The sequence below is a fragment of the Achromobacter sp. NFACC18-2 genome (assembly GCF_900108985.1).
In the GTDB taxonomy this organism is placed as follows: Bacteria; Pseudomonadota; Gammaproteobacteria; order Burkholderiales; family Burkholderiaceae_B; genus Achromobacter.
The window spans coordinates 147,606-169,009 of sequence record NZ_FNYM01000011.1; the positions used below are offsets into that span (position 1 = coordinate 147,606).

A 21,404-nucleotide genomic window follows, 5' to 3' on the forward strand; every position below is an offset into this window, starting at 1 on the left:
CTCACCGCACCGCCCACGTCCTCCCCGGGAGTCGGCGTCCAGCTGTGAAACTGGCGGATCGGTACAACGAACTGACCAGCGACCGCGAACCCTACCTCACCCGAGCGCGGGCCTGCGCATCGCTGACTGTGCCGAGTGTCTGCCCTCCCCAGGGCCAGTCGCCCAGCACGGTACTCCCCCAGACCTACCAATCCTTTGGTGCCCGAGCGACGGTCAATTTGGCCGCCAAGCTCCTGATGGCTCTCCTGCCTCCCGGGACTTCCTCGTTCAACCTGAAGGTCCCGACCAAGCTCCTGATCGAGCAAGGCACCCTGACCCCTCCGCCTGACGTGACCCTGGGTCTCGCCAAGTGCGAGAAGCTGGTCAACGACCGTATCGAGACGCTGCAATGGCGGCGTCCCACCTACACCTCTCTGCTGCATCTGATCGTCGCTGGCAACATTGCCGAGTACATCACGCCGGAAGGCAAGATCAAGCAGTTCCGCCTGGAGCAGTACGTCTGCGTCCGGGACTGGAATGGCAAGGTGATCGAAGTGGTCACTGCCGAGCAGATGAAAGTGCGGGCATTGCCCAAGGACCTTCGGCACAAGACCGAGAAGAAGGAAGACGCATCCTGCGTCCTCTACACCCGCTTCGTCCTCAAGGACGAGAACACCTACTCGATCCAGCAAGACCTGGACAACGTGTCGGTGGAAGCGGAGCGGGACCATCACGGCATCATGCCCTGCAACGCCCTGGCCTGGGAACTCGTCCCTGGCGAGAACTACGGGCGCTCCCACGCTGAAGCGAACTACGCGGACCTCTTGGGTCTCGACGCGACCTCTCAGCAAATCCGGGAGATGGGGGCCATTGCAGCCCGCAACCTGATCTTCGTTCGCCCCAATGCGGCAGGCGGCAATCTGCGCAAGCGGATCGCTGAAGCCCGCAACGGCTCAGTCCTCTCCGGCAACGGCGGGGACAGTGGCGACGTTCAGCCTTTCCAGTTCAACAACTCCGCAGCGATCCAAACGCTCAGTGCGGAGAAGCAGGACCTTCAGCGTGGACTGGCGCAAGCCTTCCTGCTGACCGGCGACCTGCGCCGTGACGCCGAGCGCGTGACGGCCTACGAACTGCAAATGCTGGCGTCCGAGATCGAACAGGCGCTGGGCGGCACGTACTCCCTACTGTCCGTGGAACTCCAGGCGTGGCGCATCCGCAAGCTCATTGCGCAGATGCAGTCCCGCCAAGAGCTTCCCCCGATTGGCGACAAGATCGCCATCGAAGTCACCACGGGTCTCGAAGCCCTGGGCAAAGACGCCCAGGTCAACAAGGCCCGCACCCTCTTCGGTCTGTTCAACGAAGTGCCCCAGGCATTCCAACAGCAGGCCGCAGCGAAGCTCGACTTCGACGTGATCCTCACCCCGACCATCGCAGCCCTCGGCTTCCCTGGAGGCGTCAAGTCTGACGCGCAAGTCCAGCAGGAGCAGCAGGCACTCCAACAACAGGCCCTGGCCGGTGACGTAATGAAGGCAGCAGCCGGACCCGTCGCAGGTGCAGTGGCTCAGAACCAACTTGGACAATGAGCGACACCGCGCAATCCCAAGCAACTCCCTCCGCGACCCCTGAAGCCCAAGCGGCTCCGGTGGTCCCGGGGTCTCCCGAGCATCGTGCCGCGATGATCGCCGCTTACGACGCCCAGTTCACCCAGCACGCTCCGGCTCCCGCCGCGCAAGCTGAGGTGGCTCCGGCGACGCAAGCACAGACTGCAAATCAGCAGCAACTGCCGAGCGATCAAAGCGCCTCCCCCAAACCTACCGACGAGCCGAAGGTCGAGGGCGAACAGCCCAAGACTGACGAAGCCAAGAAGGGCGACCAGCCTAAGAACCTCGGTGATCTCTTCGCCTCCGGCGACCTCGTGGCTGGCTTCAACGCTGAAGCAGTCCCGGACACCGTGGTCTCGGCGTTCAAGGCCGCAGGCCTGGACGACGCAGCCATCGCTGCGATGCACGCGCAGTTCCGCGCCGGGCAGCAAGCCTTGCAGCGCGAACACGCCAGCAACCTGCATCAAGCCGCTGGCGGCAAGGCGCAGTTCGACGCCCTGGTTGCCTGGGGTCAGAAGAACCTGAGCCAAGAGCAGCGTCAGTTCTACGACGAGCAGCTGAATGGCCCGAATGCCGCCGAGGCAATCGCGGTCCTGGCGCAGCGCATGACCGCAGGCCAAGACCCCAAGGTCGTCCTGGCGAACACCAGCGCCGCCCCGGCAGTCACGGGCTTCCGTGACAAGACCGAGATGATGGCTGCGATGTCTGACCCCCGGTACAAGACCTCCGAGGCATACCGACAAGACGTCCGCGTCAAGCTCGCCGCCTCGCGCTTCTAAGCAACACCCCTCTTCAAGCCCCGCCTTTCTGCGTCCCATTCCCCGGGACCGGGCGGGGCTTCTCACATCCCTTCCCTATTAAGGAAAAGACGCAATGTCTTTCACGACTGACAACGGCAATCCCATCGCTTTCGGTACTGGCGCTTCCGGCACTGACGACCGCGCCCTCTTCCTGAAGCAGTTCGGCGGCGAAGTGCTGACCGCACTGACGGCCAATACGCTGACCGCAGGCAAGACCCGCGAGAAGTCCATCGGTGCTGGCAAGTCCTGGCAGTTCCCGCGTACTGGCGTGTCGAAGGCCGAGTACATCACTCGCGGCCAAGAGATGCTGGGCAACGGCTTCCTGACGGACGAAGTGACCATCACGGTCGATGCGCCGCTGACGGCCTCGCACTCGCTGTGGGACCTGGACCAACTGATGTCGCACTTCGACATGTCCTCGCCCATCTCGACGGAAATGGGCGCGGTCCTGGCCCGCACCGTGGACCAGAACGTGTTCCGTTCGATCATGCTGGCGGCCCGCACCGCCCCGTCCTCGGCCATCCCGGGTTCGGGCGGCACGCGAATCCTCGGCACCGGCCTGACCGGCGCTGAAGGCACCAAGGGCACCGACTGGATGGACGCCATCCGCAAGGCCAAGCGTGCCCTGTACGCCAAGAACGTCCCCGTGGGCGCAGCCATCTACATGGCCGTGAACTACACGACCTTCGACGCGATCAAGTACGCGCAAGACCCGAGCGGCCACTACCTCAACCTGAACTCCATGCTCAATCTGGCTGCGGCCGGTCTGGGTTCGGCAGTCTCGGAAGCCATCCGCTTCGAGGGCGTGACCATCATGCCGTCGAACCTGATCCCGAACACGGACGAGTCGGCGGAAGCCTCGGTGTTCTCGAAGTACCGCGCCGACTACTCGAAGTCGGCTGGCGTGATGTGGCTGTCGGATGCCGTCGCCACCCTGTCCCTGCTGGACGTGACGGTTGAAACGACCCGCGACGTTCGCCGCCAGGAAGACTTCATGGTCGCCAAGACCGTGAAGGGTCACGGCACCCTGCGTTCGGAATTCGCCGTGGAATTCGCCACGGAGTAATCCTCAACCTGCCCTCTCCCCTCACCGGGAGGGGGCATTTTTTTCGTCTCTTTCCCAATGCTTACTCGACTCCAAGCAGTAAACCAGATGCTCCTGCCCGCTGGCGAAAGCGTAATCCTCGTACTCGAAGAGGGCGCGGGGGACTACGCGAATTGCTCCGCGATCCTGGACGCCGAGACCGCGAAGGTATTGGCAAAGGGATGGCACTTCAACACCGACCGAGGGATCAAGCTGGTCCCCGACGTCGATGGAAAAATCCTGGTCCCGGCCAACACCCTGCGTCTGGACTACTGCGATCCCAAGCTCGACATCGCCCAGCGCGATGGCTACCTGTACGACCTCATCAATCACACCGACGTCTTCACGGAACCCGTGGTCGTGGACCGCGTGGTCCTGCTGACGTTTGAGGGGTGCCCCTACCACGTCCAGCGCGAGATCGTCGGCAAGGCCGCGCAGTTCTACCAGCGCAGCTTCGTCGGCTCCGACACCCTGGACAAGTACACCACTGAAGAACGGGCCGAGGCCACCGCCGACTCCCGCGACTCCGAGGTGGACGAGGACGACTACAACATCCTGAACAACCCTGACCTCGCCTACCTGCGTCGTCATTCCTTCCGCCGAGGCATCTGATGGACGGTCTTCTCCAGCCGCGCATCGGCGGTCTCTACCACGGCGTGAGCCGACAAGCAGACCTGCAACGCTCCCCGAGCCAGATGCAGGACCTGGAAAACTTCCTGCCCTCCGTGGACTACGCGGGCTTCGTTGACCGCAGCGGCACCAAGCTCATCAACGCGCTGGCCGCGCCGAACTACGCGACCGCAGGGCACCACTTCTTCCGCACGACTGATGGCGGACGCTGGGTCCTCCTGCGCCGCATGGAGTTCGGGACCATCGAAGTCCGCAGTCTCGACACCGGCATCCTGGCGACTCTCACGCTGGGACCTTACGTCCAGAACTACATCGGGTCGTCCACGGACGCCCTGCGATTCCTAACGATCTCGGACACCACCCTGATCCTCAATACCGCCGTGACGACCCAAGCGACCGTCACGCCTGCGCCGACCCTGACCTCGGCCTACCTCGTGGTCAAGCGGACGTCCACTGCTGCCCAGGCGTTCACTGCGACGTCTGCGGCTGGCGCGGGCCAGTTCGTCCTGAATAAGAACTCTGACTACACCCGCGACTTCATCGCGCTCCAGCTGGCACAGAACATCGCCACGGGGATGCCCGGGGTCAACACCTTCCGCGTGGCCCCGAACGTCATCCGCGTCTCGGGCACTCCCGCAGTCATCGCCTCCCTGGTCTTTACCAACGACTGGGATGATGGGGCCGCCGTGACCATCAAGGGCCGCGTGGGTGCCCTTAGCGACCTGCCGCCTACGTTCGAGCCTGGGGTCCCCATCATGGTGGACCTGGGCCAAGGTGACGCCAAGTCTTCCTATTACGTCCAGTACGACGCCAGCCGCAACGCCTGGGTCGAGTGCAGCTACGCTGTGCCGATCACCGCGACGACCGGCAGCTACCAGCCGGGCACCATGCCTATTCGCCTGCACCAGACCGGCCCCGCCGCGTTCGAGTTGCAGCCCTGCGACTGGGAACAGCGGAAGGTGGGCGACGACGACAGCAACCCGCTGGCGGGCTTTGTCGGCAAGCGCATCTCTGCCTTGGCTCAGTGGAAGGGCCGCCTCTGGTTCGCCGCTGGCGACACGGTGTACTCCACCCAGGCCGATGACCTCTTCAACTTCTGGCGCTCCAGCGCACGCGAAGTCCTCCCTGCCGACCCGATCACTCTGCCCGTTGAAGCTGACGACGTAGAGAACATCGAGTGGCTGGTGGGCTTCCGCTCCAAGCTGATGGTCCTGTGCGACAACGCGCAACTTGAAATCCCTGGTGAAGACCCAGTAACTCCGACGTCCGCCGTGATCGGCGTGGCGACCCGCTACCAGCTGGACGGAGCCTGCGAACCCAAGGTGATCGGGGACGCGCTCTACTACACCGGGCCGATGCCGAATCGTTCCGCACTCTGGGAATACCAATACGAGCAGCAGACCTCCAACAACTTCGCGGAGGACCTGAGCAAGCACGTCCCTGGCTATGTGCCTGGGCACGTCCGGCGCATCCGGGGCGCGTCCCAATCGGGCCGCGTCTTCATGCAGGCGTCAGGCGATCCTGGTGGCCTGTACGTCCAAACCTCCTACTGGAAGGACGGGCAGCGCCAGCAGAACGCATGGAGCCGCATGTCCTTCTCGGGCGTCACGACGATCCTGAGCTTCTGGGTCTACGCCGATACCGTCTTTCTGGCCGGGACCGGCGAGGGTCAGCTGAAGCTCCTGACCTTCGCGGTCGAGGCTGGGCTTGGTAATGACCCCCAGGCCGACGTTCGACTGGACTACCGCTCGACTGTGCAGCTGACCTGGAACGCCGCACGCAACCGCTCCGAACTCATCCTGCCTCCGGGCTACAGCCAGTACCCCTCCGTGGTCGTCCTGGTTGACATGGGTGACGGCTGGTTCCGCGAGTTCACCGGCACCTCGGTCTACGACGGGACGCAATGGCTCGCGCACTTCCCCGAGAACACCGGCAAGCCCTCGTGCCTCGTGGGGCTGCGCTACGCCCGCTCTGCGACGTTCTCGCCGTTCTACCCAACCGTGGGGGACAAGACGACGCCACTGGGCCGCCTCCAGGTCGCCCGGATCACGGTGGACTGCATGGTCTCCTGCGACTTCAAGGCGACCGTCACCCGGTCTGACCGAGTGCCCATGGTGAAAGCTGTGTCCCCCCGGACCATCGGGGCCGCCCTGGTTCCCAAGGTCTACCGGGACACCGCCATGACCGTCCCCTTCAACTCGCAGGGCCACAAGGCCGAACTGACGATCACCTCCACCAGCACGGGTCCCCTGTGCATCACCGGCCTGACCCTCCAGGGTCGCTACACCAACCCGAGACTCCCATGATCCGCGACGACCTCCCATCCACCTCTGACATGCTGATACTGGCCCGGACCCTACGGGCACCTGACCGCGAGGAACTGTTCCTCGGCACCGGCCAGCCGGACCCAGTGGACAGCATTCGGGATGCGATGGACGCGTCCTACCTCTGCGAGTCCCTGCGCTTCGATAACGGCACACTCGCCGCCATCTGGGGCGTGGTCCCCCAACCTGCCGCCACCGGCTCCATCTGGATGCTCTGTTCCGATGGGGTCGAGGCGCGGCCCTCTCAATTCCTCCGTGCGTGTCCTGCCCTAGTGCAATACGCGCACACCATATATCCGACGTTGCTCTGCGCCCCCTGGCGCGGCAATGCCCTCCACCTCCGCTGGCTCGAATGGCTGGGCTTCACGCCCGGCGCGGTCCACGGACACTTCCAACTCTACTCACATGTGCGGACCACTTGTAGTTCCCATCCTGATGCTGGCAGTTACAGCGGCCAGCGCAGTGATGCAACAGAACGCGGCAGACAACGCCGCTGACGCCAACGCAAAGGCTCAAGCAAACAACGCCCGTGAAGGCTACCGAGTCGCCCAGGAGAACGCCCGCAATGCGGACGCCCAGGCGTTCGAGGCTCAGACGGATCGCGCCCGCAAGGCGCAGCAACAACTCTCTATGGCCCGAGTGATCGCCGCGCAAAACGGCGGGTCTCTCGCTGCCCGAGCGATCAACATCAATGCCGGTGCCGCCGAGGACTACTCGCGTATCGACGCGGGCCTGACCAATCAACGGTCGTCCGTCCAAGGTCAGATGGCCGCTCTGCAAACGCAGAGCCAGGACGCAGTGGCCCAGACGCGTGCGCAGTTCTCCGCGAACCAGACGCAGTTCCTGTCCACCATCGGGTCCGCCGCCGTCAGTTCCGCTGGCATGGCCTATTCCAATATGTCCGCCATCGACGCCGCGAAGAACAAGACGCCGGACTACCAACTTCCGAAGAAATAACCCATGGCCGAAGGCAATCAGCAGCAACGCAAGATGTCTGCGACCCCACGACGCTTCGCGTCTGCTGGGGACTTCGCGGACGCGCCCAGTACCAAGACCGACCTGTACCGCCCGACCGCCGCCCAGGTGCAAGGGACGGGGCAGCAGATCGCCGCACTTGGCGAGGCCCTGGGGTCGTTCTTCAACACGACGGTCCAGACCATGGCGTCCGTCAATCAGATCAACCAGCGCGAACAACTCATCCAGATTGAGCGCGAGAACCACGCCCTGTCTCTCCAGGCCGGTGTGGATCGGGCGGCAGGTAAAGAGAAGGACCCGCGCTATTCGGATCGCCAAGCGTACGCGGCGGCCTATGAAATCTCCGCAGCCGACGATCACGCCCTGGACCTGAACGAAGGCCTCCGGGCAAAGTTCGCGGGGCTGGACCTATCGGACCCGACCATCGACCTTCACAAGATGGCCGAGGACTACTACCGCGAGAACGTGGGTAACGGCACCGGCCAGGGTCAATATGACGCCCGGCTCCTGCACCGCTACACGTCCGCATCGCAGTCACTGATCCAGCAGTTCAACGACGGCCAACGCTCGACCATCGAGTCGAACGCCCGCGCCGACCTGATCTCCAACACGACCCGGCAACTCCTAAGTCCCACCGGAATCACGACGCCCCAACTGGCGACCCTGCGAGAAGACGTCCTTCGCCTGTCGCACGGCGACGTCGCGGTGGCCGACAAGCTCATGATGACCGCCCTGTCCGGGCAGCAGAACGCCTTCCAGGGCGACTCGATCCTGCGGTCCATGCAGGACCTCGGGATGGACCGGAGCGAGCCGGAGTTGTTCAACAACATCTCGGCGCAGGTCTGGAAGAACCAGTCCACGGTCAAGACCCGCGACGCGGGCATCGCGCTCCAAAACTGGAATATGGACCTCGCGGTCGAGCAGGCCAAGTACCCCAACGGCGTCCTCCCTATCGAGCGCGTCATGGAGTTCGCCAGCCGCGCTCAAGCCATCGACGGCGTTCACGGCGTCGGTATCGAGCGCTTCAACATCGAGCGCCTGATGGAGCAGTCCGCAAAGCAGAAGGTCCGCAACAACGTCATGCTTGGCGTCATGCGCGGCACCTACGGCAATGCGGACCTCGCAGCGGCGTCCCGCGCCAACGGCGACTCATCGCCCGCCGAGACGATCAAGAAGGACTTCCAGTCCTACATGCAAGCGGCGCTGGGCAGCGACCCGGACCTCAACGCTACACGCGATGACCTGGGCAATATCCGCCCTCTCCTGACCGCCGCATCCAGCGCCAAGTTTGGCGTCTGGACCGCGCAGAATTTCCAACGCTTCGGCATGTCCCCCTGGGACAAGGAGACCGTCGAGCGCGTCAGTTCCGGCCTTATGGGCAATGACCTCGACGCCATCAAGAACTCGTACACGGCCCTTCGCGCCGCCCGAGACGCCGGGGTGTCCCGCGACAACGCGGGCGAACTCTTCGGCGGCAACTCGGTGGCCGAGGCGCACTTCAACGGCCTCGACATCCTGGTGCGTGGTGGCATGCCCCTCGACCAAGCGGCCAAGTCCCAGGTCGAACATTACTTCGACGCCAAGGAGATCGGTGACGCCGCCAAGACCGGCAACGTGCCCCAGGCCATCGCCAACGTCCTGGGTCCCGTGTCCGGCAGGAAGCCCGCCGAGATCGTGGAAGCTCTCGCCAAGGCGCAGAAGTCAGCGATCCTGGACAGCACGGACCGCAACAGCTTCTGGGGCAGCACGTACATCGCTGTGAACGAACAGGACCGCGTGCCGCTACAGGCGTCCATGCTCGCCATTGCCCAGCAGTGGCGCAACGCGGGCAAGGCCATCGACATTGATGAGCTTGCCAAGGCGGCTGTGGGCGGCGCAGGTAAATGGGTCGTGTACCCAGGAGCCGGTGGTGGCCTCACGGCTTACCGGAATTCCTTTGGCGACCTGGGCACATCCCTGGCCGCGCCAATCAACCACACCGGCCCGATGTCCACCGAGAAGGGCTACCGCCCCATCATGGCTTTCGGGGCCAAGGTCATCAACGCGGCCGGTGAGGTCGAGGACACACTGGCGACCTTCCGCGAAGACAGCGAGCGTGCGATCAAGACCTTCCCCGGCAAGTTCACGGGGGACTACGACAAGTTCTACGTGGACCGCCAAGGTCCTGACGGCCTCGCGCTTCTCCACGACTCCAACGGCATGGTCCCCATGTTCCGGCCCGGCGAGTCGATCACCTTTGAGGGTAAAGCGGTCAAGGTCCCTGTGGACCCCCAGGCCGCCGCTGCGTTCTTCCGCGAACACTTCCAGGACTCTGGCTTCATGTTCAAGCAGGACGGCGCACCCGGCCCTGATGGACAGACGTGGCAGGCGTATTACGCGCCCCGCGTGAAGCTGGACGAACGCGCCCGCGACCGAGCCATCCGTAACCGCAACGCGAACGCCTCCGGGCCGTGGTGGCGCGGGAACGACTCGATGGTCCCGACGGTCCCGGACATCCCCGAGCAACAACCCAACATTGAGTAAGACATGAACCCCACCGCAACCCCCGAGCGGGTCCTGCCTCCGACACGGGCCATGCCCTCCGATCTGGACTACCGCCAGGTAGCCAGTGAGGCGTGGCAGCGCCAGCTGGACGGGATGCAGTCCCGTGGCGAACTCAATTTCACCTCCTGGACCGGATCATCCCGCCCCACCCGGGGCTGGGACTTCGGGTCCTTCTCGAACCACGTCAAGATGAACACTCCCTCTGTACCCAAGTTTGAAGGCGCGAACGTGGCGATGCCTTGGCTGGCCCAGGCCACCAACATCGTCCGTGGCGCTGAAGGCTTCGAGGCTGCGGCCTATCACGGCTTCGGCAGCGCGGCCCGCAACGCTGGCAAGTTCCGCGTGACCCCCGGCGACACCATCGGCTCCGATGAGGTCTCGGTGGGCTACGGGTTCAACCTGACCCAGAAGGGCGGTCGTCAGATGTACGAAGCTGCGCTCGCCGGTCAGGACGCCCCTGGCTTTGACGACGTGCTGAACGGACGCAAGCCGATCTCCCGCGCCAACGCCGACCGCCTCCAGGAATACATGATCCTGGAGAAGTCCCGCATCCTCGACTCGCTGAACCGCAAGGCAGGCAACGTGCCCCTGCGCGATCACCAGCGTGCTGCGATGGTCTCGATGCTCTACCAGGGCTACAGCCCCAAGGCTCTCCTGGAGGCCATGGCGCGAGGCGACTCCGACGAGGCCGTCGCTGACCTCCTGCGCAGCACCGGCAATGCGAAGTTCAAGACCCGCCGCAACCTGGAGGCCGCCCTGTTCCTCGGGGCCAAGGCTGAAAGCTACTACGACAACTCCACCAACCAACTGCAAGGCCGAGCAGGCTGACGCAAACCCGGAACCCCATGGACATCTCGAATCAACCCGAAGCCTCGGGTTCCCCTCTCGACACCCCGGCCCCTGCGGTCGCCCCTGGCAACCAGATGGTCGCCGCCCAGCCCTCCGCGCCTCCGCTGAACGACGGCTGGAAGGCTGACGAAACCGTTGCCCACCTGGACGACCCTGATTGGGTCGATGCCTTCAAGGCCAACTGGATGGTCAGCACCATCGCCGGTCAGCTTTTCCGACACGCTGGCCTGGACGACGCGGACCCGGCAGACCCGACGAAGGGCACCTTCGACCCTTTTAAGCACTACGGCGCAGTCAAGGACACGCTGCCTGAAGAAATCAAGCGTGCTGTCTTCGACGGGCAGTTCGATCACGTCCGCTCCGAATCGGAGTGGGACCGGCAGCAAGCCCTCGTGACCATGAACCTTGCTGACCGGCGCACCGCCGCCAGCGAGAACTCATCGGGCGTGGCGAACTTCATGGGGTCCATGCTGGACATCCCGACGCTCCTGAGTTTCGGTGTCCTGATGCCGACTGTGGCTGGCGGGACCATCGCGGCCCGTGCTGCCCAAGGCGCGGCCATTGGTCTCCTAGACGCTGGTGCGTCCGAGGCGGCCCTGCAAAACCTGGACCCCACTCGCACGAAGGAAGAGGCCATCATGTCCATCGGCGGCGGCGTCTTCATCGGCGCTGGCCTGGGCACTGCCGCTGGTCTGATCTCCAAGAAGTTCCACCCTGGCTCCCCGGACAATCCCCTGATCGAAGGCGCTCCTGCGATGGACACCTTCGAGCAACGGGTCGGCCAAGCCTACCCCGAGGGCGACGCCCGCTCCACGGTTGACGCCGCGACGGGCGGGTCCATCGGTGCCGCCGCAGTGCGGCACGACGACTTCTCGATTGCCGTGGGCGACTCCAAGTCGGCCCGGCTGGTCGATGCGGCCCTGAGTGCCCCCACGCCCATCGGACGTCTGAACGGCTACATGGGCAACGCCCAGGAAGCCATCGTCAAACTGTTCGACCTGGGCGGGCTGGCGACCAAGCGCAACATGCGCGGCCAAGCCCACGGCGTCGAGGCCGAATCCTGGCTGCGCCACTACCAGCACATGGGCGAAGCCACCGTCCGCGACATCGACACGCACATGCGTGAAGCGATGATCGAGGTGAACGGCTGGACTAGCTCCAAGCTGGGCGGCGCTGCCGACCAGATCACCCAAGGTCTCTGGGACCCGCGCAAGCTGACACGGGAGGTCTACATCGACCTCCTGCGCAACCAGCGAGCCGCCATCGTCACCGGCAACACTAAGGTGGATGTCGAGGCACTGAAGACCCTGACCGACCTGGGACTCCACCAGGAGCAGGCCGCCATGGTGCTGGGCAAGGTGAAAGCCTCCAGCAAAGCCTACGGCGATCACCTGGACTCCATGTGGGCCGAGGCCGAGCGCATCGGGCTGGCGACTCCCGAAATGCGCAAAGAGAACTACGGGATGCCGGTGATCTACAACACCCAGGCGCTCGCTGAGAAGCGCGGGATCGCCCGTGCCTTACTCATGCGCAACCGGGCGGATAACCCGTCCGAAGAGTTCCTGATCGAACACGGCTACATCAAGGACCCCAACGCCAAAGTCCCCGCAGGCGAGACTGAAGCCGCTGGCCCTACCTACTCATCCTGGCAACAGATCGTGGACGCTCAAGACCACGGGATGCAGGACGATATCCTGACCCACTACCGTGGGACGCTGGAAGACCTCCGCATGGAGGAAGTACACCAGCGTGTGATGAGTGCCCAGCAGGCGCAGTTGAAGGCCACCGAAGAGTTCGGTGACTTGGCCTCGGGTCTCTCAGAAGCCAAGAAGGACCTGAAGAACGCATCGCTCAAGATGATGCGTGCCGAGGTCCGCAACTCCGAGGCCAGCTGGCACGCCCGGTCTCTCGCGTCCGCTACCCGCGCCGCAGAGAAGGCCGAGCGAGACCTGATCGCCATCCGCAAGAAGGTCGATGATCCCGATAGCCTCCTGGCCGACGTGGAACGTCAGGTCGATGCGGACGGTCGCCAGCAGGACGCCGACACGGCACTCCACCTGGAGTCCGCCGTGGAGGTCAAGGACGCCCGCGCCCTGGTCAACGACCTGCGCGGCCAAACCTACAAGGAAAAGCGCCGCCCTTCCCTGGAACCTGCCGAAGCTGCAAAGCTCCAGCAGGAACTGGCCGAGGCCATCGAGCGCCGCAACGCTGCCGTCGCAACCCTCAAGGAAGCGCGTGCTGCGTTCGACGCTACTGCGGCCCAGCGCCGCATGGGACTCACTTGGCGCGAGGCGGTGGGCAAGGAGGTCAAGCGCCTCATGCACGCCGAGGAACTGGCCCCGGACGCGCCCGGTCTTCGCTCGACCCTCATGGCCCAGCGCGAACGCTTGGACGCCATGGCCGACGCATACGCCCGCGCAGAAGCCCACTGGCGAAACGCCAGTAGCATCTACCGCGAAGCCCGGACCGCCAGCAAGCTAGGCAGGATCGAACTGGCTCAGTCCGCCAAGGAACTGCGCCGCGCCATCCGCGCCCGCACTCGCGCCGAAAGCCGCAGCCCACTCTCTCACGAAGTGGACGACTGGCTCGACCGGATGTCCGGTGCCGACTCCCGACGCCCTGGTGGCCTTCTGCTTGACGCTGACCCCATCACGGGTCGCCTGCGCGAGCGGACGATCAAGTGGCGTCCCGACGAGTTCAAGGAACTCATGGACGAGGGCTTGCTTCACAGCGACCCCATCTATGGCCTCCAGCGCTACTCGAAGGACATGGGGGCCGAGATCGCCATCCATAAGGCGTTCGACGGTCGAAGCAACGTGGACATCATGAAGGGCATCCGTGACGAGTACCACGCCCAGATCGAGAAAGCCCGCGCCGCTGGCGACACCAAGTGGGTCGAGCGCCTGAATCACTCACTCCAGAAAGCGGAGAAGGACGTGGCTCAAGGGTTCGACCGCATTCGCGGGATCGCCTACGAGAACACTGACCGCAACGGTCTCCTGTGGCTCGCTGACACCATTGGCCGCATTGGCCTCCTGCGCTATGTGGGCGGCTTCGTGCAGGGCTTTGTGGGTGAGGTAGCCACGTCTGCTGTTGCGGCCCGTGGCGGCGCTCTGGGCCTCGGCAAGACCATCACCACGATGGGCCGAGACATCCGGTACATCCTGAAGAACGCTGAGAAGGGCGACCCTGGCTACAGGGAACTCGCCAAGATTCTCGGGACCTTCGAGAACTCCATCCACATGGGCCTGAGCGATCGGGCCTACGGCGGCGGCCCCGGCGACATCGCTGGGATCGGCACCGGGCTGGTGAAGAAGACCACCGCCGCGTTCGACCGCGCAACGCACCTCGCCGCCGACAAGATCGCCACCGTGACCCTGCTGAAAGGCTGGTCCGACATGGCACGTCGCAGCGCCGGTCTGGTGCAGCTGTCGAACATCGCGGAGTGGACGAAGAAGGTCCACGCGGCCAAGGGGTCCTGGGACACCGTGCTGCCCGAGAAGGTCAGGCTGGACCTGCTGACCCTGGGCATCGGTGAACAAGAGGCTCGCAGTATGGGCCGACAGTTCGCCATGCACTCCGAGACCGTCAAGGATCACGGCGGGCTGGTCAAGCCGAACATGCACAAGTGGATTGCCTCCGGCAACCCCGAAGGGCGTGAGATGGCTGACCTGCTGTCAGTGGTCCTGGAGAAGACGCAGAACCGCGCCAGCTACGCCAAAGGCATGGGCCACATGCCCCTGCTGATGGACAAGTGGTATGGCAAGCTGTTCCTCCAGTTCCAGTCCTACGGTCTCCAGTTCTTCAGCAACTTCATGCGGGTCAATGCGCAACGCATGGCCCTGACGCCCACCGACCTCCGGGCCTACCAGGCCATGAGCCTGATGCTCGCCGCTGGCGTCATCACGACCGAGATTGCCTATGTCCGCGCCAGGGGTCGCAGTGACCTCCAAGGAACCACTGCGTCTCTCCCTGAGCGCGGCAGCAGCGAACACATCAAGGACGTCGTGATGCGCAGCGGGATGCTTGGCTACATGAGCAGCTACGTCGATGCGGGGCTGACCACGGCATTCCCTGCCCTCAAGGGCGCGGGGTCCAAGTACAGCAACAACTCGAACTGGCTGGTGAACCTGCTGGGTCCCGGCTACGGGGTCCTCGACACCGTATCCAGTGCCTCTGCCAACGCGGCAGCGGGCGACTGGAGCCGCGCCGGGCGGCAACTGAAGACGCTGATTCCAGCGCGACAACCCGTCGATCTCCTGCATGGACTCGGCATGACACTAACCAACTAGGGCGGCGATGGCCGCCGTTTTCAATGACGACGACCATCTCCCAACCCTGGGCCGCCTACACAACGGACGGCATTACCAAGCGGTACACCTTCGGGTTCCCCTACCTCAACCGCGCACACATCATGGTGACGCGGAATGGCGGGGCACCCGCCCTCTTTCGCTTCGTTGACGATCACACCCTCGAAGTCCACACGCTCTTTGGGGAACCGATCCCCGAGGGCGAACCTCTCAAGATTTTCCGACAGACCCCCGACCTGGACGCTTTCGCGGACTACAAGGACGGGGCGCTCCTGACCGCTGACGAACTGAACCGCGCACGCCTGCAAGTCCTGTATCTCATCCAGGAACGCTCAGGCGGCATTGCAGGCTCAGTGGCCGTCGTGGTCTCTGCGCTGACCAATGAGATCGAGACGATCTCCGGCGCACTCTCCGGTCTCCAGTACGCGCAGGGCCAGCTTCTCGCCGGCCTGCAAACGCTCGACGTCCTGGGCGCTCGCATGGAGGCGATTGAAGACGGCCAAGCTGCGCTTCAGACGCTCATTGACGAAACCATTGCCTCCTTCGAGGGGACCACTGGCCTCGTCGTGACGCGACTGGATAAGGTGGAAGCCGAGCAGAACAACCTGCGCTCTGCGGTGTCATCGCAAATCGCAACGCTGGCCGGGAACGACATGGCCTTCGCGTCTCGCGTGGATTCCGTCGAGGCCAAGGTGGACGCCCTGGAATCCGCCGAGGGCGGCGGCGACCGCGATGACGACATCATCGCCGCGTCGATCATCACCACCACGATTGCCGAGGCGAAGTCCCACTACTCCCAGGCCAAGACCCTGACCACCCTCAAGTCCCAGTTCGGTGACGTCGAGGCGATGATCCAAACAGAGTCCACCACCCGGGCGTCCAAAGACGCCGCACTGGCCCAGCAGATCACCCAGCTTCAAGCGGAGATCGGGGACAACTTGGCCCAGGTCATTGAGGACATGAGTGCCGAGATCACTTCGGTGAACGGGCGCGTCTCCCGGGTCGAATCTAACTACGCCCTCAAGGTCATGGCCCAGCGGGCAGATGGTCGTCCCGTCATGGCGGGCATCGCCCTGAACGCCACGGCTTCGGACGACTACACCGGGTCCGAGATCGTCATGGCCGCGCAGCGGCTGGTCTTTGTGGACTCCAGCAACCCGAACGGCGACCTGAAGCCCATGTTCATGGCGGGCAACGTGGACGGCTCCCCGACCTTCGTGATCCCCTCGAACGTCATGGGCGACAGGATGTACCCGGGACGCCTGCTGGTCGATGGGTCCGTTGAAGCCCGGAGCATCGCTGCGAACTCGATCACCGCTGACAAGCTGGTGGCGGGGACCATCACAACCGACAAGCTGGCCGTGGGCCTCGGCGCGAACCTCCTGACCGCTTCGGAATTCACCGAGCGTCAGGGGACGTCCCAGATTCCCGCTGGCTGGTATCTATCCACGGCGGGCAACATCAATGCCAACTGGATCGCAGGGCAATACGACTGGCCCGGCTACACCATCCTGGGCGGTCACACCTTCGCCATCCGCCAGTTGAACGGCACCATTGGCTCGACTGTGATTGACCTGGGCTATGCCTTCATTTACAGCGACCTGATCCCCGTGATCGCGGGTACTCGTTACGAGTTCTCAGCATACGTGGGCGCTCACCGCTGCGCCGGGGATATCTCAATCTGGTGGTACGACTCCGCTGGTGCTGGCGTCGCTTCAGTCGCCCCGGTCACGCCCCTCGCTGACACCCAAATCGCTGACGGCGTAGCCGCTGGCGGCACTGCGCTCGCAGGGTATCGCCGGATCGGCGGGATCATGCAAGCCCCGGCCGGTGCCGCTGGTGCCCGGGTCATCATCCGCAAAGGTCAGCACACGTCCGCCAACGCCGACAGCTGGCTGTTCATCACGAAGCCTTTCTTTGCTGAGACGACCACCACGGCCACGCGGCTCTCGCCTTACACGCCTGGCGGCCTTCGCACCCTCATCACCCCCAGCGGCATCTCGACCCCCTCGCTCTCTGCGCTCTCCGCGAACCTGGGATTCCTGATGAGCGGCACAGCCGGGGGTCTCCGCACCGAGATGGACGGCGCTCAAATCCGCGTCTACGACGCGAACAACGTGATGCGCGTGCGTATGGGTATCTGGTAATGCCCGCTGGTCTCCAAGTCTTCGACGGGAATGGCCGGATCACATTCGATACGAACTACCGCGTCTCCCGGATGTTGGGGTCTTTCCAGCCCCCTATGGGCACGGGCGTCTACACGGACAACCGCCTGACCACGGGCATCCCCTTCGCCTTCTATGTGTATGAGGGGATCGTGGACACCTTCGGTCCCTACGACGCCATGCCACACCTGACCGCACCGAAGGTCAGCTTCTCTGGAAACACCATGACAGTCACACGCAACTACTTCCCGACCGAGGGGCAGAACGAAGTCTGCACCCTCTACTACGGAGTTCGCTGATGCCTGGAGGTCTCGAAGTCTACGGTGACTCCGGGCAGGTCCAGATCGACGGCTCCACCGCTCACATCACTCTCCTGCGTAAAGGGACGGTAGTGAGCGGTACCACGACGCCCACCGGCTACGGCACCAGCTTCGCCAGGATCGCCGTGAATGCCGGGGAAATCCTGGCGTTCCGGCCCGCGCCCGGTCAGTACGCGAACCTCTATGGCCGCTACAACGGCGTGGTGTCCCTGATCGTCACTGGTCTCGGGACCGCCGTTGATTACTGGGTCTTCTCGCCGCACCAAGCCTCCGGCCTGAACTATGGGCTGCAAGTCTTCAACGAGTCGGGCGGCCTGATCTACGACACCGGACGCCCCGTCATGAACGTCGTGGGTGAACACGGCGGCACAGGCGGCCCAGTAGCCTGGGCGGCGTCAAGCGTCGCAGTGATCCCCGTGACGACCTACGCCGGCATCGACCGCCGCATTGAATACCTCGCCCCAGGCGCGACGGGCGCTCCCGACTACATGATGTTCATCATCGCCACGATGGGCCTCATCGCCATCTCAGGCAACACGACCACCACCGCCAATCAACTCATTTCCCAAGCAGCCACCGGCCCGTATAACGCGGGCGGCGTCGGCCCGCCGACTGGCTGGGTCTACGAAGGCAACAACGGCGTGGACAACCGATTCATGGTCATCTCGACCGACAACTTATAGGAGGCCCATGGCCGAACTCTGGTATCGCACCGGGACGCTCACGTTGACCCAAGGGTCGCGGGAAGTCTCAGGTGCAGGATCGGCGTTCCTTGCGAACGTCCGAGCCGGTGACATGCTCATCGGCCCCATCATGGATATGTACGAGGTCACGGCTGTCCTGTCGGATACCGCGCTTCGCATCAACAAAGAATATGCTGCTGCGTCGTACGTCGGGACTGACTGGTCCATCGCGCCGACCACTGCAAACTTGAAGCAGTTGTCCCAGCAAATCTCATCGCTGGTGGCGCTGTATCAGGAAATCCCTGCCGACGTTGAGGCCGCCCAGGCCGCAGCCAACGCAGCTGCGTCATCCGCAGAAAGCGTCAGGGCCGCCGAGGCCAACGCCAAGGCGAGCGAGACGGCAGCGAAAAGCTCTCAGACCGCCGCGGCTACTTCCGCCACGAACGCGAACACGTACCGGGGCAACGCCCTGACGTACTCCACCAACGCCAAGACTTCTGAGACGAACGCCAAGACCTCCGAGACCAATGCGAAAGCATCGGAGACGGCGGCGAAGACGAGCGAGACGAACGCAGCTGCTTCGGCGGCTGCGGCAGTGGTCTCGGCCTCGGCACTGAACAACCTCACGAACACTGTGGCGGCTGTGCAAACCGTGGCGAACGCGGCGATCCCCATGGTCCAGAAGGGCGCGAATGGTGGCGTAGCAGACCTCGACTCCCTGGGCCGTCTGCCGGTCGAGCGACTGCCTTACGCGACCACGCTTCCGACCGCTGCGCACAACCTCAATACGTATGTCGCCCCCGGCGAGTGGTATCAAGGCACCACGGCATCGGCGTCCGTGGCAAACGGATACCCGGAGGGCGCGGCGCTAGGCATGTTGGCCGTCAAGGCTTATGGGACGGCTGTGGTGCAGGAGTACACGAACCGTGCTTCGGCGGGCCGAAAGTGGTGGCGCACCCAGGTCAATTCGACTACGTGGTCTCTGTGGTTCGAGGTCGCAAGCACCGCCACCGCTATGACCAGGACGGCGCTCGCCGTAACGACTGACGCCAATACGATGACGGCGGACAACACGTTCTACATCTGGACCGCTTCGTCAGTAATCGGCGCGAACTTCCCCACCTTCTCCGCAGGATTCACACCAGCCGCAGGCTACATGCGCGTTTATTACGGAAACGCGGCACAAGTCTCCCAGGAGCTTACGTTCCTCATTAGCGGGAACAAGCCTCGAACATTCTTCCGCTTCGGGAACTCGACCACCGGGGTGTGGCAACCCTGGAAGTCCACCAGTGCGTGGCACTCTGCTGTCGGCCTACCGAACACCAACTGCGGCGATATCTACGTCGATGGTCAGGGCTGGTATTCCTGGGACGGTACGGCCTACGCGCTGACCGGCCCAAACGCGCTGGCCCACGGCCAGTGTCGGTTCTACTACACCAGCGCCACCGAATGCCGCCTTTATCCCTACGGCGGTAACGGGCTGGCGATCAACGGGAAGCAGTATCGGCTCCCGTCAACCTACGTGTCCGTCAGCAACGCATCCTTGGCGGCAAGCACGCTGTATTACGCGTACGCCCGAGATAACGGAAGTGGCGGCATTGCCGTGGATTTTCTACTGGCGTCTAGCAACCCCCACTCCACGCATACGGACGGCGTGGAGATTCGTACCGGGGACCCCCGCTACACGCTGGTCGGAATGGCGATCACAAGCCCGTCAGGTCAGTTCTCTCAAACCGGGAGCGGGCGTTACGTGGCCTCCTGGTTTAACCGCCGCCCCGTAGCGATAGCAGAGTCAGCGAGCAACAACACCACGGCGTCTACTTCCTACGTGAAGCTGCAAAACGGCGTCTACACGTTGCTGTGGGCTGGAGACTCGGCCATGTTGTCCGCGACCGGCATCGTCCGGCCTGGGGTAAATGGAGGTGGCGGCGGCTATATGGTGATGACGGTCAACGGCACCGCGATCTCTGGAGGCCAGGGGTACACCCTCAGCGCAACATCAGGCACCCAACAAGCAAGCGTCGCCACCACCAGCTATTACGCCAACTCTGATGGGTACTACAACTTTGCCCCGTATGGGTTCACGAGTGCGTCTGCTAATCCAGCCACTTTCTATCACGACGTTTCGGCATTGACTTACGTATGAAAAAAATCGGCCCGACCTTCACCCAGGAACTGGAGGCCAAGGGGCTTCTCGGCCTGGGATTTTCGTGGGGCAACGACACAGGCGAACTACGGTTCAACGATGACGTCACCGCAGCAGAGCGGGCCGCAGTCGAGGCGGTCCTTGCCGCCCACGACCCCGACGCCGCTCTGCCTGCACCCGCGCCCGAGTCCGTCTCGCGCTACCAAGGCCGCGAGGCGATGCGCCTGACTCCCTACGGCAACCCCGAGGACGGCGTGTCCCTATTCGACGCCGCCGAGACGCTGCTGGCCCGTGAGGACACTCCGGCTTACTACGTCCGCGCCTGGGAAGAACTCCAGACCTTCGACTTCGATAGCCCCATGCTCATCGCGGTCGCTGACGAACTCGGACTCACCCGCGAGGATCGAGTCAGCCTGTTCCTCTTTGCGGCCTCCCTGAAGGCCTAACGTCAAACCATAACCTGAGAAATCGCATGACCACTTTGCTCCGCATCTACGCCCACAACGGCCAAGTCACCGGCCTCGTTTTCGGCAACGAACACCCCAGCGCCATTGGCGTCGAGGTCCACTCCGATAAGGTCGAAGACCTCAAGGCCTCCCTGGCTACCCTGGCACCTCGCGGTGTCGGCTCGCCGTGGCCTCCGGTCGGCTCCAAGCCCGCCGAGATGCCCAAGCCCGCCCGTCGTGGCGCGGCCAAGGACTAAGCCGTGAATGACGACCTGAACCTCTGGAAGTCGCTGGGAGTCCTGGCACTCGTGGGGGTCGTGATCGCCATCGGCAAGATGCTCGTGTCCAACGAGAAGTTCTGCTGGCGGCTGGCCGTGGGCCGCGCCATCGTGAGCGCCGGTCTCGCCATCGCCGCTGGGTCCATCCTCGCGTTCATCCCGGGGGTCTCCATGCTCGCCGTGGTCGGCTTGGCCGCCGCGTCTGCCGTGCTGGGCGAACAGTTCCTGGAGCGTCTGATCCAGGCCAAAGCCTCGGGCAGCTAATGCCTG

At 64.0% G+C, this 21,404-nt stretch carries 17 protein-coding genes; all 17 read left to right on the top strand.

What is annotated here, in order from left to right:
- Window positions 1-44: 44 nt before the first annotated feature.
- The 17 genes from BMW75_RS17865 to BMW75_RS17945 all read left to right on the top strand — a co-directional run bounded on the left by BMW75_RS17865 (window position 45) and on the right by BMW75_RS17945 (window position 21,398).
- On the top strand, window positions 45-1,562 hold the full coding sequence (locus BMW75_RS17865; protein ID WP_092581241.1) for a portal protein: 1,518 nt from the start codon (window positions 45-47) through the stop codon (window positions 1,560-1,562).
- A 92-nt stretch (window positions 1,563-1,654) separates the two neighbouring features.
- A complete protein-coding gene (locus tag BMW75_RS17870; protein ID WP_092581242.1) occupies window positions 1,655-2,359 on the top strand; it encodes a capsid assembly protein in 705 nt (234 codons plus the stop codon).
- Between the two features lie 94 nt (window positions 2,360-2,453).
- Entirely contained in the window at window positions 2,454-3,446 is a 993-nt protein-coding gene (locus BMW75_RS17875; protein ID WP_092581243.1) for a major capsid protein, read from the top strand.
- A 57-nt stretch (window positions 3,447-3,503) separates the two neighbouring features.
- A complete protein-coding gene (locus BMW75_RS17880; RefSeq protein ID WP_092581244.1) occupies window positions 3,504-4,076 on the top strand; it encodes a hypothetical protein in 573 nt (190 codons plus the stop codon).
- Window positions 4,076-6,400, top strand: coding sequence for a phage nozzle protein (locus BMW75_RS17885; RefSeq protein WP_092581245.1), 2,325 nt, complete (start codon window positions 4,076-4,078; stop codon window positions 6,398-6,400). The genes BMW75_RS17880 and BMW75_RS17885 overlap by 1 nt, the downstream gene beginning before the upstream one ends.
- Window positions 6,397-6,915 carry a hypothetical protein gene (locus tag BMW75_RS17890; protein WP_092581246.1) on the top strand — a complete coding sequence of 173 codons (519 nt, stop codon included), beginning with the start codon at window positions 6,397-6,399 and terminating at the stop codon, window positions 6,913-6,915. Before BMW75_RS17885 ends, BMW75_RS17890 begins: the two co-directional genes overlap by 4 nt.
- Window positions 6,884-7,375, top strand: coding sequence for a hypothetical protein (locus tag BMW75_RS17895; protein ID WP_092581247.1), 492 nt, complete (start codon window positions 6,884-6,886; stop codon window positions 7,373-7,375). The genes BMW75_RS17890 and BMW75_RS17895 overlap by 32 nt, the downstream gene beginning before the upstream one ends.
- Before the next feature lie 3 nt (window positions 7,376-7,378).
- Window positions 7,379-9,916 carry a hypothetical protein gene (locus tag BMW75_RS17900; RefSeq protein WP_092581248.1) on the top strand — a complete coding sequence of 846 codons (2,538 nt, stop codon included), beginning with the start codon at window positions 7,379-7,381 and terminating at the stop codon, window positions 9,914-9,916.
- A gap of 3 nt (window positions 9,917-9,919) precedes the next feature.
- Window positions 9,920-10,765, top strand: coding sequence for a lysozyme family protein (locus BMW75_RS17905; RefSeq protein ID WP_139208560.1), 846 nt, complete (start codon window positions 9,920-9,922; stop codon window positions 10,763-10,765).
- A gap of 17 nt (window positions 10,766-10,782) precedes the next feature.
- Window positions 10,783-15,078 (top strand): hypothetical protein, encoded by a 4,296-nt coding sequence (locus BMW75_RS17910; RefSeq protein ID WP_139208561.1) that lies wholly within the window; start codon window positions 10,783-10,785, stop codon window positions 15,076-15,078.
- 23 nt (window positions 15,079-15,101) lie between these two features.
- On the top strand, window positions 15,102-17,243 hold the full coding sequence (locus BMW75_RS17915) for a phage tail fiber domain-containing protein (RefSeq protein ID WP_092581251.1): 2,142 nt from the start codon (window positions 15,102-15,104) through the stop codon (window positions 17,241-17,243).
- A complete protein-coding gene (locus BMW75_RS17920) occupies window positions 17,243-17,560 on the top strand; it encodes a hypothetical protein (protein ID WP_092581252.1) in 318 nt (105 codons plus the stop codon). The genes BMW75_RS17915 and BMW75_RS17920 overlap by 1 nt, the downstream gene beginning before the upstream one ends.
- The gene (locus BMW75_RS17925) at window positions 17,560-18,264 is read left to right on the top strand and encodes a hypothetical protein (RefSeq protein ID WP_139208562.1); all 705 of its coding nucleotides are present in this window, start codon (window positions 17,560-17,562) and stop codon (window positions 18,262-18,264) included. The genes BMW75_RS17920 and BMW75_RS17925 overlap by 1 nt, the downstream gene beginning before the upstream one ends.
- A gap of 7 nt (window positions 18,265-18,271) precedes the next feature.
- A complete protein-coding gene (locus tag BMW75_RS17930; RefSeq protein ID WP_092581254.1) occupies window positions 18,272-20,410 on the top strand; it encodes a pyocin knob domain-containing protein in 2,139 nt (712 codons plus the stop codon).
- On the top strand, window positions 20,407-20,856 hold the full coding sequence (locus tag BMW75_RS17935; RefSeq protein WP_254792056.1) for a hypothetical protein: 450 nt from the start codon (window positions 20,407-20,409) through the stop codon (window positions 20,854-20,856). Before BMW75_RS17930 ends, BMW75_RS17935 begins: the two co-directional genes overlap by 4 nt.
- A gap of 26 nt (window positions 20,857-20,882) precedes the next feature.
- Window positions 20,883-21,113, top strand: coding sequence for a hypothetical protein (locus BMW75_RS17940; RefSeq protein ID WP_092581255.1), 231 nt, complete (start codon window positions 20,883-20,885; stop codon window positions 21,111-21,113).
- A 3-nt stretch (window positions 21,114-21,116) separates the two neighbouring features.
- Window positions 21,117-21,398: a phage holin family protein gene (locus tag BMW75_RS17945; protein ID WP_092581256.1), complete on the top strand. Its 282-nt coding sequence runs from the start codon at window positions 21,117-21,119 to the stop codon at window positions 21,396-21,398.
- The last annotated feature ends 6 nt before the right edge of the window (window positions 21,399-21,404 follow it).